Consider the following 15,475-nt stretch of genomic DNA (forward strand, 5'->3'; position numbering starts at 1 on the left):
CGGCGTGCCGTGTCGTTCGGCACAACGAAAGCACCCCACGCCCACGACGGAACGGAGTGACGAAAAGACGGTCTGCACTTACCATTATAGAGAGGCTGGCCACGAAGTCAGCCGCTGCGACAATCAGGCCTCGGAGGGCAATAAATGGGCAACATCATCAAATGGTTACTGATCGGACTGGGCGGTCTGCTCGGCCTGATTGTCATTGCCCTAGTGGCGGTGTTGCTGCTGGTGGACCCCAACGACTACCGCGACCGCATCGAGGCCGCCGTGGAGCAGGAGACCGGCCGCAGCCTCACCATCGAGGGGGACCTCTCGCTCAGCATCTTCCCCTGGCTGGCCCTGGAACTGGGCCGCACCACCCTGGCCGACGCCGAGGGCTTTCATGACGCCCCCTTTCTCGAGGTGGACCAGGTCGATGTGGGGGTGCAGCTGGTGCCACTGCTGCTGCGCCGGGAGCTGGTCACCCGCACGGTGGTGCTCGATGGCCTGACGGTCCGGCTGATGGTGGATGAACAGGGCCGCGGCAACTGGGAGGACCTGCTGCCAGAGGAGGCGGACCCCGAGCCGGCACCCATGCCCGACGAACCACGGGCGCCCCGCGATCTGGGTGAGACCCTGGCCAACGTCGGCGGCCTGGACATCCGTAACGCGCGGCTGAGCTGGGAGGACCGGCAGAGCGCCCTGCGGCTGCAGGTGGATCCGTTCAACCTGGATCTGGACGCCGTGCGCATCGACGACCCCATGCAACTGCAAATGGACTGGGTGCTGACCGGGGATGACCTGCCCCGGGTGGCCGGCGAACTGAGCAGTGCCATTACCGTCGACGGCACCCTCAGCCACCTGGCGCTGGACGGCCTGCGTCTGGAGGTCACCGCCAGCGGCGACGACCTGCCCGCGGACGGCATCGCCGCCAGCCTCCGGGGCAATCCCCGGGTCGACCTGGACGCGCAGGCCCTGGACTGGCCCGACCTGGTGCTGGAAACCCTCGGGCTGCGCGCGGAGCTGGCCCTTCAGGGACGCCAGACCGACACCGGCCCGGAGGCCGAGGGCCGGCTGCAGGTGGCAACGTTCAACCTGCGCGAGCTGATAGCGCGCCTGGAGCTGGACGCGCCCGACACCGCCGATCCCGATGTGCTCACCCGGGTGGGCCTGTCGGGCGACCTGCGCTGGGCGGACGAGGTCCTGCACCTCACCGGCCTGGACTGGCGACTGGATGACACCACCCTGAACGGCGAGATCAGCATGCACGACTTCGCCGGGCCCGGGGCCCGGTTCGACCTGGCGGTGGACGAGATCGATCTGGATCGCTACCTCCCGGAACCGGCGGAGACCGCCAACGGCCCGGGCGAACCGGGCCCGGCCGGTGCCGGGGAGATCGAACTGCCGCTGGAACTGCTGCGCGGCCTGGACCTGGCCGGCGATTTCCGCGTGGGACGCCTCAAGGTGGCCGGCCTGCGGATGAGCGACATCCACGCCCGGCTGCACACCGACAACGGCCTGATCCGGCTCGACCCCACCAGCGCAGCCCTCTACGACGGGCGCTATGAGGGCCGGCTGCAGTTGGACGCCCGCCCGGACATCCCGCAGTACGCCGTGCGGGCCCAGCTCGAGGGCATCGACTTTGACCCGCTGATCACCGATCTCACCGGCGATGAGAGCCTGCTCCTGGGCCGTGGCAACCTGGTGCTGGACGTCACCACCCGGGGTAACAACATGGACGCCCTGACCGCCACGCTCAACGGCAACGGCCGCTTCCGGGTCACCGACGGGGCCATCCGCGGCATCAACCTCGCCAAGACCCTGCGCGACGCCCAGGACCGGCTGCGCGGGCGCAGCCCGGAGGACACAGACGAGCCCCGCCGGACCGACTTCAGTGAGCTGACCGGCAGCTTCGTCATCAACAACGGCGTGGTCCGCAACGACGATCTCAGCGCCCAGTCCCCCCTGCTGCGGGTCACCGGCAACGGCCAGGCCAACCTGCCGGACGAGACCATCGACTACCGCCTGCGCACCAGCGTGGTGGGCACGCTCAAGGGCCAGGACGGCCAGCCGCGCGAGGAACTGCGCGGGCTCACCATCCCGCTGCGGTTCCGCGGCGACCTCTACGACCCCAGCATCAGCGTGGACATCGCCGAGGCCCTGCGCGGCGAACAACTGGAGCGTATCGAACGGGAGGTGGAGCGCGGCCGGGAGCGGTTGCGTGAGGACGTGGAGGACCGCCTGCGGGGGCTGTTCGATTGATGGCGGACCGCCCCGGCGCACCGGGCACTGAGGAGGAGGCGGTCAATCGGACCCGGGCGGCGATCCTGGCCTGGTTCGACCGCCACGGCCGCCACGACCTGCCCTGGCAGCATCCGGCCACCCCCTACCGGGTGTGGGTCTCGGAGGTGATGCTGCAACAGACCCAGGTGGCCACCGTGGTGCCCTACTTCCACCGTTTCATGCGCCGATTCCCCAGCCCGCGTGCGCTGGCGGACGCACCACAGGAGGAGGTGCTGGCGCTCTGGGCCGGGCTGGGTTACTACGCCCGCGCCCGCAACCTGCACCGGGCCGCGCAACACATCCGCGATCAATACGGCGGGGAACTGCCCGCAGACCTGGACGCCCTGGAGGCCCTCCCCGGCATCGGCCGCTCCACCGCCGGCGCCATCCACTCCCTCGGCCAGGGGCGCCGGGCGGTCATCCTGGATGGCAACGTCAAGCGGGTGCTGGCCCGCTGGCATGCGGTGGACGGCTGGCCCGGCCGGACCGCCGTCGCCCGCCGGCTGTGGGCGCTCGCCGAGCACTACACCCCGGCCCACCGCTGCGCCGACTACAACCAGGCCATGATGGACCTGGGCGCTACCGTCTGCACCCGGCGCACCCCCCGCTGCCATGAGTGCCCACTGCAGGCCCGATGCGCCGGCCACGCCAGCGGCCGGCCGGAGGCCTGGCCCACCCCGAAACCCAAGCGCCGGCGCCCGCTGCGCCAGACCCGCATGCTCATTCTCCAGCACGGCGACCGGGTGCTGCTGCAGCGCCGCCCCCCGAGCGGCGTCTGGGGCGGCCTCTGGAGCTTGCCCGAGGCGGCCGTGGACGCCGACCCGAAGAGCGCGGCGGCCGCGCTCGGCCTCAAGGTCGACCAGGCCGGCCACTGGCCGCCCCTGCGCCACGCCTTCAGCCACTTTGAACTGGACATCCACCCGATTCACCTGCGGGTTTCCGGGGCGGGCCAAGCGGTGAAGGAGAGTGATACACTTTGGCAATCCATTCATGACACCGGCGCCCGGGCGGTGGCCGCCCCGGTGGCCCGGTTACTGGAACGACTCAGGGAGTACACACCATGACGCGGATGGTGCAATGCGTGCGACTGGGCAGGGAGGCCGAGGGCCTGCCCCGCCCCCCCTACCCCGGCGAGCTGGGCAAGCGCATCTACGAAAACGTCTCCAAGGAGGCCTGGCAGGAGTGGCTCCGCCACCAGACCATGCTCATCAACGAGTACCGCCTCACCCCCGTGGAGCCGCGCGCCCGCCAGTTCCTGGAGAAGGAGATGGAGAACTTCTTCTTCGGTGACGGCTCCTCCGCACCGCCGGACTACCAGCCCGAGTGACCCGTCGACCCTTGACGGCCGGAGCCATATCAGGTTTAATCACCGCCCGTTGGCCAGGTAGCTCAGTCGGTAGAGCAGGGGATTGAAAATCCCCGTGTCGGGAGTTCGATTCTCTCCCTGGCCACCATCTTCGGAAGGCCGAGCCGGTGCGCTCGGCCTTTTTCGTTCCCAGGCACCCTCCCCGGGCGCCGTCTCGCGCCCTGGCCTAAGCTGTTGCCCATGTCCGAGACTGCCGACACCAATCAGACCGCCGTCGTCCTCTTCTCCGGCGGGCAGGACTCCACCACCTGTCTGGCCTGGGCGCTGGCCCGTTACCACCGGGTCCACACCGTGGCCTTCGACTACGGCCAGCGCCACCGGGTGGAGCTGGCGTGCCGACAGCGGGTGCGCGAGGCCATCGGCCAGCACTTCGCCGGCTGGGGTGCGCGGCTGGGCGAGGACCACCTGCTGGACCTGACCAGCCTGGGTGAGATCAGTGACACCAGCCTGACCCGCGAGCGCGCCATCGAGATCCGCGACAGCGGCCTGCCGGACACCTTCGTGCCCGGGCGCAACCTGTTGTTCCTCACCTACGCGGCGGCGCTGGCCTGGCGGCTGCAGGCCCGGCACCTAATCACCGGCGTCTGCGAGACCGACTACTCCGGCTATCCGGACTGCCGTGACGACACCATCAAGGCCCTGCAGGTGGCCCTGAACCTGGGCATGGACAGCCACTTCGTGCTGCACACGCCGCTGATGTGGCGGGACAAGGCCCAGACCTGGGCGCTGGCCGAGACCCTCGGCGGAGCCGACCTGGTAGAGCTCATTGCCGAGCACACCCACACCTGCTACCTGGGCGATCGGACACAGCGTCACGATTGGGGTTACGGCTGTGGCGAATGCCCGGCCTGCCGGCTGCGCGCCCAGGGTTGGCGCCGCCACCGCGGCCTTTGCTAGACGCGGGTCCGGCAGGGAACATGGCGTTCCGGGCGCGCCGGACTATAAACTGCTGGCATGGCAACCACAGACCGCATCCCCGACGACGCCCTCACCGCCCTGCCCGATCCGTTGGCCGAGGCCGTGCGCGAGGCACTGGCCGACTGGCCCGCCGACGAGGCCCTGCCCGATGACCCGGAGGTCCTTCGGACCCTGCCCCGCGCCTGGGCCTGCAGCGAGTTCATAACGCGCAGTTGTCAGCGCTGTCCGCAGCGCCTGCGCGACTTGGCGGAGAGCGGTGACCTCACCCGCCGCTATGCCGCCGACGAACTCCGGGATAACCTCGCGACCGCCCTCTCGGAGGTCCGCGACGAACCGGGCCTGCACCTGGCCCTGCGCCGGTTTCGCAACCGGGAGATACTGCGTATCGCCTGGCGCGATCTGGTGGGCTGGGCCGATCTGGAGGAAACCCTGCGTGACCTCTCCGAACTGGCCGAGGCCTGCATCGACCTGCCGCTGGACATCCTCTACCACTGGCTGTGCGAGCGCATGGGCACCCCCCGCGACGGTGACGGCAACCAGCAACGGATGGTGGTGCTGGGCATGGGCAAACTGGGCGGCCAGGAGCTGAATTTCTCCTCCGACATCGACCTGATCTTCTGCTTTCCGGAGTCCGGCGAGACGGACGGGCGCCGGCCCCGCGACAACCAGGAGTTCTTCATCCGCCTGGGCCGCCAACTGATCACCGCACTGGACAAACACACCCCCGACGGCCAGGTCTTCCGGGTCGACATGCGCCTGCGCCCCAACGGCGACAGCGGCCCGCTGGCGCTCTCCTTCGCCGCCATGGAGCACTACTACCAGCACCAAGGCCGGGAGTGGGAGCGCTACGCCATGATCAAGGCCCGGGTGGTGGGCGGCGACTATCAGGCCGGCGAGGCACTGCTGGCCGATTTGCGCCCCTTCGTCTACCGGCGCTACCTCGACTTCGGCGCCCTGGAGGAACTGCGGGGCATGAAGGCCAAGGTCATGGCCCAGGTCCGGCTCAAAGGCATGGAGGACAACCTCAAGCTTGGCCCCGGGGGTATCCGCGAGGTGGAGTTTATCGGCCAGGCATTCCAACTGATCCGCGGCGGACGTGATCGCCGGCTGCAGGAGCGCCGCATCCTGCATGTGCTGGACTACCTGCGGGAGATTCATCTGCTACCGGACTACGTGGTCAGCGAGCTGACCGAGGGCTATCGGTTTCTGCGCGAGGCGGAGAACCGGCTGCAGGCCATCGGCGACCGCCAGACCCACGAGATCCCGGACAATCCCCTGGACCGCCAGCGCCTGGCACTGGCCATGGGCTTCGACGACTGGGCCGCCTTCCAGTCCCGGCTCGACCGGGTGCAGCACCAGGTGCACGGCCATTTCGAGCAGGTGTTCGCCGCCCCACAGGCGGAGAGCGATGAGGGCAGTGAACCCAGTGCGCTGGACGTCCTGTGGCTGGGGGAACTGGAGCCGGAAACGGTCCGCGGGCAGTTGGGCGAACTCGGCTTCGACGACGCCCAGGCGGTGGAGCGGCGCCTGCGCACCCTGCGCGAGAGCAGCGTGGCCCGCGCCCTGTCCCGCCAGGGCCGGCACCGGCTGGACCGGCTCATCCCGCTGTTGATTGGCGCCGCCTGCAATGCCGATCAGCCCGATCTTGCCCTGATCCGCAGTCTCGACCTGGTGGAGACCATCGCCCGGCGCACCGCCTACCTGTCGCTCCTGGTCGAGCACCCCATGGCGCTGTCACAGCTTATCCAGTTGTGCGACGGCAGCGCCTGGATCGCTCGCTACCTGGCCCACCACCCCCTGCTGCTGGACGAGCTGCTGGACCCGCGCAGCCTCTACAAGCCGCTGGGCCGGGAGGCCCTGGCCGAGGAACTGCGGGAGTGGCTGCGCCCCATCGAAGAGCACGACCTGGAAGAGCAGATGGAGGCCTTGCGGCTGTTCAAGCAGACCAACACCCTGCGGGTGGCCGCGGCCGACATCAGCGGCGCCGTGCCGGTCATGGTGGTCAGTGACTACCTTACCGGCATCGCCGAGGTGGTGCTGGAGGAGGCGGTGGGCGTGGTCTACCGCCATCTGGTGGCCCGCCATGGCCGCCCCCTCTGCCGGATGGACGGGGAGACGGTGGAGGCCGGCTTTGCCGTCATCGCCTACGGCAAGCTGGGGAGCATCGAACTGGGCTACGGCTCCGACCTGGACCTGGTCTTCATCCACGACACCCGCGGTGAGGCGCAACAGACCGATGGCCCCCGCCCGCTGGACAACCCGGTCTTTTTCGCCCGCCTCACCCAGCGGCTGATCCATGTGCTCAATACCCAGACACCCGGCGGCGTGCTCTACGAGGTGGACACCCGCCTGCGCCCCAGCGGCAAGGCCGGCCTGCTGGCCACCAGTCTGGAGGCCTTCGCCCGCTATCAGCGTGAGGAGGCCTGGACCTGGGAGCACCAGGCGTTGGTCCGCGCCCGGGCGGTGGCCGGGTGCCAGGCACTCTGTCGCGCCTTTGAGACGCTGCGCGAGGAGTTGCTCTGCCAGCCGCGCGCGCCGGAGCCGCTGCGCGAAGAGGTCCGCAACATGCGCGAGCGCATGCGGGACGAGAAGGCCAGTCGCGACCCGGGGCTTTTCGACATCAAACAGGACCGGGGCGGTATCACCGACATCGAGTTCATGGTTCAATATGCGGTTCTGGCAGCCGCCCACGAACACCCCGAACTGATCCGCTACCCGGACAACGTCCGGCTGCTGGGTGCGCTGGGGCGTTGCGGCTGGCTGCCCAACGGCGACGCCGACCGCCTGGCCGAGGCCTATCGCGCCTACCGTGGCCGCCTGCACCGGCTGACCCTGCAGGAGGCCGGCGGCAGCGTCCCCGCCGAGGAGTTCCAGCAGCACCGGGAGACCGTGACCGCCATCTGGGAGCGCCTGATGGGGGGCGACTGAGCCGGCGCTGCCCGCAAGCCAACGGACAACAGAACCCACGCGGCCTATCCCTGACCCGGCGTCTGGCCGCCAATGGAGGAACTGCAGCATGAGTATGGACGACCGCGACGGCGTCATCTGGCTGGACGGCCAACTCGTCCCCTGGCGCGATGCGCGCATCCACGTGCTCACCCACACCCTGCATTACGGCATGGGGGTCTTCGAGGGCATCCGCGCTTACAACACCGAGCGCGGCACCGCCATCTTCCGCCTGCCGGAGCACACCCGGCGCTTTTTCGGCTCCGCGCGCATCCTGCAGATGGACATCGGCTACGACCAGGACACCATCAACCAGGCGATCGTCCAGTGCGTGCGCGAAAACAACCTGCAGAGTGCCTACATCCGGCCGATGAGCTTCTACGGCTCCGAGGGCATGGGCCTGCACGCCGACAACCTCAAGGTACACACCATGATCGCCGCCTGGGAGTGGGGGGCCTACCTGGGGGCGGAGAACATGGAACGGGGCATCCGTATCAAGACCAGCTCCTTCACCCGCCACCACGTCAACGTGACCATGTGCCGGGCCAAGGCCAACGGCAACTACATGAACTCGATGATGGCGCTGCAGGAGGCCACCCGCGACGGCTACGACGAGGCCCTGCTGCTGGACGTGGACGGCTTTGTCTGCGAGGGCTCGGGTGAGAACTTCTTCATGGTGCGCGACGGCGTGCTCTACACCCCCGAGCTGACCTCCTGCCTGGAGGGCATCACCCGCGACACCGTGATCACCCTGGCCGGGGAGATGGGCATCCCGGTGAAGGAAAAGCGCATCACCCGCGACGAGGCCTATCTGGCGGACGAGGCCTTCTTCACCGGCACGGCTGCGGAGGTCACGCCGATCCGCGAGCTGGACAACCGCACCATCGGCGAGGGCTGCCGCGGCCCCATCACCGGAAAGCTCCAGCAGGCCTACTTCGATGCCGTGGAGGGGCGCAGCCCCGGTCACGAGGGTTGGCTGACCTTCGTCTAAACGGAGCCGGCGGCGGGGCCTGTCCGTTCATTCAAGGCAGGCCCTGCCCGTTCAATCCTGGAAGCCGTCCTGTCGGCCGGAGAGCACCCGCAACCGTTCCACACCCTTCTGCCGCTGGGCCCGGATAGCCCGGAGCTTGCCTTCGATCTCCTCACGGTCGTCACGGTTGGGGTTCTCGTCCAGCTTGGCCTGAAACTTCCGCTGCTTCTCCCTGAGTTCGCGCAGGACCAGACGGATAGAATCCATCTCCTTTTCCTGCTCACTCCGTTCTGCGTTCAGGAAGTCCCGTAATCTGGACAATAGCTTCTTGGTCTTCATAGGGTTGCTCCCACCCGAAAGATCGCCGCCACCCCAACCCGCTCAGCCGTCACAACGTCCGCCCCTTGCTCTCAGAGGAGACCTCCTCGACAGCCGCCTGAATCTCTTCATCGCTGAGCGCGACCTGACTCTGCGCCAGGCGCACCTCCTTTTCCTTGGCCACCAGCAAGATCTGCGCCGCCTCGATAAGCAGACGGGCAATATCATAGGCGTACCCCGCATCATTCATCAGCGAGGTGGCCTCGGCACCGCGCATGCGCCGCTCCCTGATCGCCTCCTCCAGCCGGGCGCTGAACCCCCGGTAGAAGCGCTCCACGCTGACCTTGTAGGCATCAAGCGCGAGTACGGTGGAGGCTCCGGGTTCCTCCTGGCGCAGTTGCTCAATCTCGCGCAACAGCCCTGCAATCAGCAGCCGGATCTCGTCGTAGCGCTCGCGGATGGCGCGGTTACGGGACAGGCCAAGCCGCGACAGGTTCTTGTGCAAGTGCTTCATGTCCTTCACCGCCAGCACAATATTCTGGCTGGCGTGGCGCAGTTCGTAGAGCTGCTCGGTGGCGGCGGCCGGAGTATCACCACTGGTCCCGCTCTCGCTGATGAATTCCACGATGGCGCTCTGCAGGCTCTTGATCCGCTGCTCGTAATCGTCATCGATATCCAGCGGCATGATGCGCTGGGTACGGGCCACAGCGTCGCTCAACGACTGCTCGGAGCGAACCACCGTGCGCCGCAGACTGAGCCCGTGGGTGATCAGCGAAAAGGCATTCTCGTACAGGTGCCAGACCTCCTTGCGCACTGCGGCCACGGTGACCTCCGGCACCTTCAGCGCGTCCTTGTGCAGGAACTGCGGCCTGACCGTGCGCTTGGAGACGAATGTCACATAGTGCTCCAGCAGGCTGGCAAACTGCTTGGTGAAGGGCGCGAAGATCATCACGCCCAACAAATTGAACAGGGTATGGAACAGCGCCAGGCGAAGCAGAAAGTCGTCCTCGGCAAAGCCCAGCAGGTTGCCGCCGAAATCCACACCCAAACGGATCCAGTCCATGAACGCCACCGCCACCACGGCGGTCACGATATTAAAGACCACGTGCGCCACCGCCAGCCGCTTGCCGCCCAGGTGCGCGGTCATGCCACCCAGGGCCGTGGTCACCGCCGTCCCCAGGTTGGCGCCGATGGCCAGGGCCAGGCCGTTCTCGTAGGTGACCTGCCCGGCCGCCAGGGCGGTGATCACCACCAGCAAGGTGGCGTGGCTGGACTGCATGATCACCGTGATGAGCATGCCGATGCCGATGTAGACCAGCAGCCCGGCCATCCCCTCCATGGAGTAGGCGGCCAGGTCGAAGGTCTCCTGGAAGGCGTCGAAGCCCTCCTTCATGTAGTGGATACCCAGGAAGAGAAAGCCGATGCCCAGCAGGATATTGCCCGCCCCCTTGGCCATCTTACCGCGCTGGAACATCAGCACGATGGCGAAGACCAGTAACGGCATGGCGTAGGCGGAGATGTTCACCCGCAGGCCCAGGCCGGCGATCAGCCAGGCACCCGTGGTGGTCCCCAGGTTGGTCCCCAGCACCACGCCGATGCCCGCGGCCAGCGGGATCATCTGGGCGCTGACGAAGGAGATGGTGACCAGCGAGACCAGGGTGCTGGACTGCATCAGCGTGGTGCTGGCGATGCCGAAGCCCACGCTCTTCCACAACCGATTGGTGGAAGCCTCGAGCAGGGTCTCCAGGGTGCCGCCGGTAAAGGTGCGGAAACCCTGCTCCAGCGACATCATGCCGAACAGGAAGATGGCCACGCCGGCGGCGATCTCGGTGAAATCTCCACTCTGCCAGAAGCCCCAGGCCAGGATGCCCAGGACAATGGCGAGCACCACCGCGCGGAGACTCATAACCGCGCCATGCCCCCCGGCTGAAGCCCGACTCTGCCCAACTGGGCCTGCATCGGCAGCATTCCACTCCCCGATTAGGTATTCGTTACCCCTATCATGCGCCCGGTCACACAGGTAGGGTCAAGTGCCCGGGGGGTCAATCGTCCTCGCCCATGGCGAACAGACTGGCGTTGCCACCGGCGGCAGCAGTGTTGACGGTCACGACCCGCTCGGCGGCGAAACGCAGCAGGTAGTGCGGCCCACCAGCCTTGAAACCGGTGCCCGACAGGCCCTCGCCACCAAAGGGCTGGCTACCCACTACCGCCCCCACCATGTCGCGGTTGACGTAGGCATTGCCCACCCGGGCGCGGTTCACCACCGCGGCGGCGGTCTCGTCCACCCTGCTGTGCACTCCCAGAGTCAGGCCGTAGCCCAGGCCGTTGATCCGGTCCACCAGCGCATCCAGCTCGCCGGCCCGCCAGGTCACCCAATGCAACAGCGGCCCGAAATGCTCCCGGCCCAACTGGTCGATACGGTCGAGACGGTAGAGGGCAGGGGCAACGAAGCTGCCCCGCTCACACTCCGGTCGCAGCGGGGCCTGGTGCAGCAGGCGCCCCGCACTGACCATCCGCTCATGGTGGGCCAGCAGGCCATCCCGGGCGGCCGGGTCGATAACCGGTCCCACGTCGGTGGCCAGCCAGTGGGGATCGCCGACGGTGAGGGCGTCCATGGCCCCCTTGAGCATCGCCAGCAGGTCATCGGCAATATCCTCCTGCACGCAGAGCAGGCGCAGGGCCGAACACCGCTGGCCGGCGCTGTGGAAGGCCGAGCGAATGATGTCCACCACCACCTGCTCGGGCAGCGCACTGGAGTCCACCACCATGGCGTTGAGCCCGCCGGTCTCGGCGATCAACGGCACAATGGGGCCCTCACGCTGCGCCAGCCCCTGCTGGATACGCCGTGCGGTGTCGGTGCCCCCGGTGAAGGCCACGCCGGAGATGCGGGGGTCCGCGACCAGGTGCGGGCCGATCTCGCCGCCGTCGCCGGGCAGCAGGTGCAGGGCAGTCTCGGGGATACCGGCCCGATGCATCAACGCCACCGCCTGATGGGCGATCAGGCTGGCCTGTTCCGCCGGCTTGGCGACCACCGTGTTGCCCGCGGCCAGGGCGGCGGTGACCTGGCCGGTGAAGATCGCCAACGGGAAGTTCCAGGGACTGATGCAGAGGAAGGTCCCGCGCGGGTGGAGGCGCAGTTCGTTACGCTCGCCGGTGGGGCCGGGCAGCACGGTGGCCTGCCCGAACAGGCGACGGGCCTGGTGCGCGTAGTAACGGCAGAAGTCGGCCGCCTCACGCACCTCGGCAATGCCGTCCTTCAGCCCCTTGCCCGCCTCCCGGGTGCACAGGGCCATCAGTTCGGCGCCATGCGCCTCGTAGAGTTCGGCGATCTGCTCCAGGGCCCGGGCGCGGGTCTCGGCCCGGGTATTGGCCCAGGTCTCCCGACCGGCCACGGCCGCCTCCAGGGCGTGTTCCACGTCGGCATGCTCGGACCAGACCACTCGGCCCACCTGGCGCTCACGGTCCGCGGGGCAGTGCACCGCCTCACCCGCGCCCGCCTTGACCTGGCCGTCGATCAGCGGCGCGGCCCGCCAGGCATGTTCGCTGGCGGCCTCCATGGCCTCGGCCAGCCAGACCATCTCGTGGCGGTCGGAGAAATCCAACCCGATGCTGTTCAGACGCTGTTCGCCGTAGAGGTCCCGGGGCAGCGGGATGCGCGGGTGGCGCAGACTCTCGCGGGCGCGCAGGCTGGACGCCGGGTCAGCGACCAGGGCCTCCACGTCGCCCTCGTGGATACGGTTGACGAAGGAGGAGTTGGCGCCGTTCTCCAGCAGGCGCCGGACCAGGTAGGCGAGCAGTTCCTCGTGACTGCCCACCGGGGCGTAGATGCGGCAGGGGATATCCGGCCCGCCAGCGCGTCCCAGCAACTGCTCGTAGAGCGCCTCGCCCATCCCGTGCAGCCGCTGAAACTCGTAGGGCTGGCGGCCGGCCAGTTCCATGACTGCCGCGACGGTATGGGCGTTGTGGGTGGCGAATTGCGGGTAGAGGTGCGGGCACTCGCTGAGCAGGCGCCGGGCGCAGGCCAGATAGGCGACGTCGGTGGCCGCCTTGCGGGTGAAGACCGGGTAGTCCCTCAGGCCCTGGACCTGGGTCTCCTTGATCTCTGTGTCCCAATAGGCGCCCTTGACCAGGCGCACCATCAGCGCGCGGTTTTGCCTGGCCGCCTGCGCCTCGAGCCAGCCTACCAGGGCATAGCAGCGCTTCTGGTAGGCCTGGATCGCCAGGCCGAAGCCCTCCCAGTCCGCCAGCCCCGGCTCGGCAAGCACCGCCTCAATCACATCCAGCGACAGGTCCAGGCGCCAGGACTCCTCGGCATCCACACAGAGGGCGATGTTGTAGTCGCGGGCCAGTTCGCAGAGCTGCAACAGCCGGGGCAGGACCGTGCCCATCACCCGTGCCTCCTGACCCGGCTCGTAGCGCGGATCCAGGGCGGAGAGCTTCACCGAGACCCCGGCCCGGTCGCGGATGCGGGCCTGCGGGTCCACTGCCTTGCCGACCCGGTGGATGGCGTTGCGGTAGGCCTCGAAGTAGGCCTGGGCGTCGGCGTCGGTGCGGGCGGCCTCGCCCAACATGTCGTAGGAGTAGCGGTAGCCCTTGCGCTCGTTGGGGTGGGCCCGTTTCAGCGCCTCATCGATATCCCGCCCCAGGACGAAGGTGTCGGCCAGCAGGCCCATGGCCCGGCGCACCGCGGTGCGGATGACCGGTTCGCCCGCGCGCGCCACCATGTGGTGCAGGACCCCGCCCAGCCAGCGGTCGCGGTCATCGGTATCGATGATCCGCTCGGTGAGCAGCAGGCCCCAGGTGGCGGCATTGACGAACAGCGGCCGGTCCCGCCCCAGGTGGGTCTCCCAATGCGAGGCGGTCAGCTTGTCGTGGATGAGCTTGTCCGCGGTGTAGCGGTCGGGCACTCGCAGCAGGGCCTCGGCCAGACACATGAGCACGATGCCCTCCTCGCTGGAGAGGTCGTACTCGTGCAACAGCGCGTCCACCCCGAACTCCCCCTTTTGCGCGCTGATCATGCCCATGACCAGCGATCGGGCGTGCGCCTGGATGCGCCGGTTGGCGGTTTCGCCCAACGCGGCCCGCTCCAGCATGACCGATGTGACCTTGGCCTCGTCGGCGCGGTAGGCCTCGGCGAGGACGGCCCGCTCCGGGTGCAGCAAGGCGTCGGGTTGCGGGTGAACAAAATGGCTCATTGGTAAAGTCTGGACCACGGGCCTGTGGCTGCAAGGGAACCCGTATAATCGGACAGACCACCGTGCAGGAGGGGACCCCCATGGAGCAGACGTCCGCCGCCCGCCAGCCGTCGGAACAGGCAGCCCGGCTGAGCGTCTGGGTGCTACTGCTGCTCGGGGCCCTCCTGCTGCAGCAACCCGTACCGAGTGCACAGGCCGCTGAGAACGGCCCCGCCGGGGCGGACACCATCACCCTGCATTTCTTCTGGACCCAGCAGTGCCCCCGCTGCATTGCCGCCCTGCCCGCCGTCCGCCGGCTGGCCGAGGACTACGACTGGCTGGAGGTGCGCAGCTACAACCTCAGCGCGGAGCCACGGCACGGCCAGGTCTACCGGGAACTGGCCAGCGCCCTGGGCGAGGAGGCCCGGGCGGTGCCGGGGTTTGTCTTCTGCGACGCCATGCTGGTGGGCTTCGATGACCACGGCCGGCAGGAGGCGCGATTGCGCCAGTTGCTGGAGACCTGTCATGCGCAGATCCAGGCCGGCGGGCCGCCGGTGCTGGAGCGTGCCCTTTGGACCGAGGCGGAACCCATGCGGTTGCCGCTGCTCGGCGAGGTGCGGCCGGATGACCTCTCGCTGCCGGCACTGACCCTCCTGCTGGCCGGGTTCGACGCCTTCAACCCCTGCGCCTTCTTCGTGCTGCTGTTCCTGCTCAGCGTGGTGGTGCACAGCCGCAGCCGCGGCCGTATCCTGCTGATTGGCGGCATCTTCGTGACCATCTCCGGGGTCATTTACTTCACCTTCATGACCGCCTGGCTGAACGCCTTCCTGGTCTTTGGCGAGATGCCGCTGGTGACCCGGCTGGCCGGGCTGGTGGCGGTGACCATGGCGCTGATCAACATCAAGGACTACTTCTGGTTCAAGCGCGGCGTGTCACTGAGCATTCCGGACTCGGCCCGGCCGGGGCTGTTCCGGCGTATGCGCGCACTCACCACCGCCGACAGTCTGCCCTGGGTGCTGGGGGCCACGCTGATCCTCGCCGTGGTGGTGAACCTCTACGAGATCCTCTGCACCATGGGCTTCCCCATGATCTACACCCGCATCCTCACCGCCCACGACCCGGGCGCGGTGGGATACTACGGCTACCTGCTGGCCTACAACGTGATCTACGTGCTTCCCATGCTCATCATCGTGGCGCTGTTCGCCTTCACCCTGGGCAATCGCAAGCTGCAGGAAGACGAGGGGCGGCTGCTGAAACTGCTCTCGGGGATGATGATGCTGGGTCTGGGACTGATGCTGCTGCTGCGTCCGGACCTGCTGGCCAACCCCCTGTTCGCCGTCGGCGTCATCTTCCTGGCCCTGCTGGCCACCGGGCTGGTCCGCCGTCTGTCCCCGCGAGGGTCAGGCGGTCGATGACCCCGAGCAGGTTTGAGGCCGCGCCGGCGGGGCCCTGGGCGACGCACCTGGCGAATATTTACATGATTAGACACCGGCATTAGGACCTATACTTCTGCCGTGA

At 68.2% G+C, this 15,475-nt stretch carries 10 protein-coding genes and 1 tRNA gene; 8 read left to right on the plus strand and 3 right to left on the minus strand.

What is annotated here, in order from left to right; all coding sequences use genetic code 11:
* The first annotated feature begins 144 nt into the window (after positions 1–144).
* The 7 genes from MLG_RS13620 (at position 145) to MLG_RS13650 (ending at position 8,486) form a co-directional block, all read left to right on the plus strand.
* A complete protein-coding gene (locus MLG_RS13620; RefSeq protein WP_011630427.1) occupies positions 145–2,244 on the plus strand; it encodes an AsmA family protein in 2,100 nt (699 codons plus the stop codon).
* A complete protein-coding gene (mutY, locus tag MLG_RS13625) occupies positions 2,244–3,329 on the plus strand; it encodes an A/G-specific adenine glycosylase (protein ID WP_011630428.1) in 1,086 nt (361 codons plus the stop codon). Before MLG_RS13620 ends, mutY begins: the two co-directional genes overlap by 1 nt.
* Positions 3,326–3,592: an oxidative damage protection protein gene (locus MLG_RS13630; protein WP_011630429.1), complete on the plus strand. Its 267-nt coding sequence runs from the start codon at positions 3,326–3,328 to the stop codon at positions 3,590–3,592. Before mutY ends, MLG_RS13630 begins: the two co-directional genes overlap by 4 nt.
* 51 nt (positions 3,593–3,643) lie before the next feature.
* A tRNA-Phe gene (locus tag MLG_RS13635) sits at positions 3,644–3,719 on the plus strand.
* A gap of 92 nt (positions 3,720–3,811) precedes the next feature.
* Complete coding sequence (gene queC / locus MLG_RS13640) at positions 3,812–4,528, plus strand: 7-cyano-7-deazaguanine synthase QueC (protein ID WP_011630430.1); 717 nt, start codon at positions 3,812–3,814, stop codon at positions 4,526–4,528.
* Positions 4,529–4,585: 57 nt separating this feature from the next.
* On the plus strand, positions 4,586–7,477 hold the full coding sequence (gene glnE / locus MLG_RS13645; RefSeq protein ID WP_011630431.1) for a bifunctional [glutamate--ammonia ligase]-adenylyl-L-tyrosine phosphorylase/[glutamate--ammonia-ligase] adenylyltransferase: 2,892 nt from the start codon (positions 4,586–4,588) through the stop codon (positions 7,475–7,477).
* Positions 7,478–7,565: 88 nt separating this feature from the next.
* Entirely contained in the window at positions 7,566–8,486 is a 921-nt protein-coding gene (locus MLG_RS13650; protein WP_011630432.1) for a branched-chain amino acid transaminase, read from the plus strand.
* Positions 8,487–8,537: 51 nt separating this feature from the next.
* Here the strand turns inward: MLG_RS13650 and MLG_RS13655 are convergent, their stop codons facing one another.
* From MLG_RS13655 to putA, 3 genes are all read right to left on the minus strand, one after another.
* The gene (locus MLG_RS13655; protein ID WP_011630433.1) at positions 8,538–8,804 is read right to left on the minus strand and encodes a hypothetical protein; all 267 of its coding nucleotides are present in this window, start codon (positions 8,802–8,804) and stop codon (positions 8,538–8,540) included.
* 49 nt (positions 8,805–8,853) lie between these two features.
* Positions 8,854–10,689 (minus strand): Na/Pi cotransporter family protein, encoded by a 1,836-nt coding sequence (locus MLG_RS13660; RefSeq protein WP_011630434.1) that lies wholly within the window; start codon positions 10,687–10,689, stop codon positions 8,854–8,856.
* 136 nt (positions 10,690–10,825) lie between these two features.
* Positions 10,826–13,978, minus strand: coding sequence for a bifunctional proline dehydrogenase/L-glutamate gamma-semialdehyde dehydrogenase PutA (putA, locus tag MLG_RS13665; protein ID WP_011630435.1), 3,153 nt, complete (start codon positions 13,976–13,978; stop codon positions 10,826–10,828).
* 80 nt (positions 13,979–14,058) lie between these two features.
* On the opposite strand from putA, the gene MLG_RS13670 reads away from it, so the two are divergent.
* On the plus strand, positions 14,059–15,372 hold the full coding sequence (locus MLG_RS13670; protein WP_049753607.1) for a thioredoxin domain-containing protein: 1,314 nt from the start codon (positions 14,059–14,061) through the stop codon (positions 15,370–15,372).
* Positions 15,373–15,475: the final 103 nt, after the last annotated feature.

This window comes from Alkalilimnicola ehrlichii MLHE-1, from assembly GCF_000014785.1.
Lineage (GTDB): Bacteria > Pseudomonadota > Gammaproteobacteria > Nitrococcales > Halorhodospiraceae > Alkalilimnicola > Alkalilimnicola ehrlichii.

Bases quoted from the DNA above. Each gene is read 5' to 3' on its own strand.
- MLG_RS13620 (WP_011630427.1), top strand. From the start codon at position 145: ATGGGCAACATCATCAAATGGTTACTGATCGGACTGGGCGGTCTGCTC.
- queC (WP_011630430.1), top strand. From the start codon at position 3,812: ATGTCCGAGACTGCCGACACCAATCAGACCGCCGTCGTCCTCTTCTCC.
- putA (WP_011630435.1), bottom strand. From the start codon at position 13,978: ATGAGCCATTTTGTTCACCCGCAACCCGACGCCTTGCTGCACCCGGAG.
- MLG_RS13630 (WP_011630429.1), top strand. From the start codon at position 3,326: ATGACGCGGATGGTGCAATGCGTGCGACTGGGCAGGGAGGCCGAGGGC.
- MLG_RS13670 (WP_049753607.1), top strand. From the start codon at position 14,059: ATGGAGCAGACGTCCGCCGCCCGCCAGCCGTCGGAACAGGCAGCCCGG.
- glnE (WP_011630431.1), top strand. From the start codon at position 4,586: ATGGCAACCACAGACCGCATCCCCGACGACGCCCTCACCGCCCTGCCC.
- MLG_RS13655 (WP_011630433.1), bottom strand. From the start codon at position 8,804: ATGAAGACCAAGAAGCTATTGTCCAGATTACGGGACTTCCTGAACGCA.
- mutY (WP_011630428.1), top strand. From the start codon at position 2,244: ATGGCGGACCGCCCCGGCGCACCGGGCACTGAGGAGGAGGCGGTCAAT.
- MLG_RS13650 (WP_011630432.1), top strand. From the start codon at position 7,566: ATGAGTATGGACGACCGCGACGGCGTCATCTGGCTGGACGGCCAACTC.
- MLG_RS13660 (WP_011630434.1), bottom strand. From the start codon at position 10,689: ATGAGTCTCCGCGCGGTGGTGCTCGCCATTGTCCTGGGCATCCTGGCC.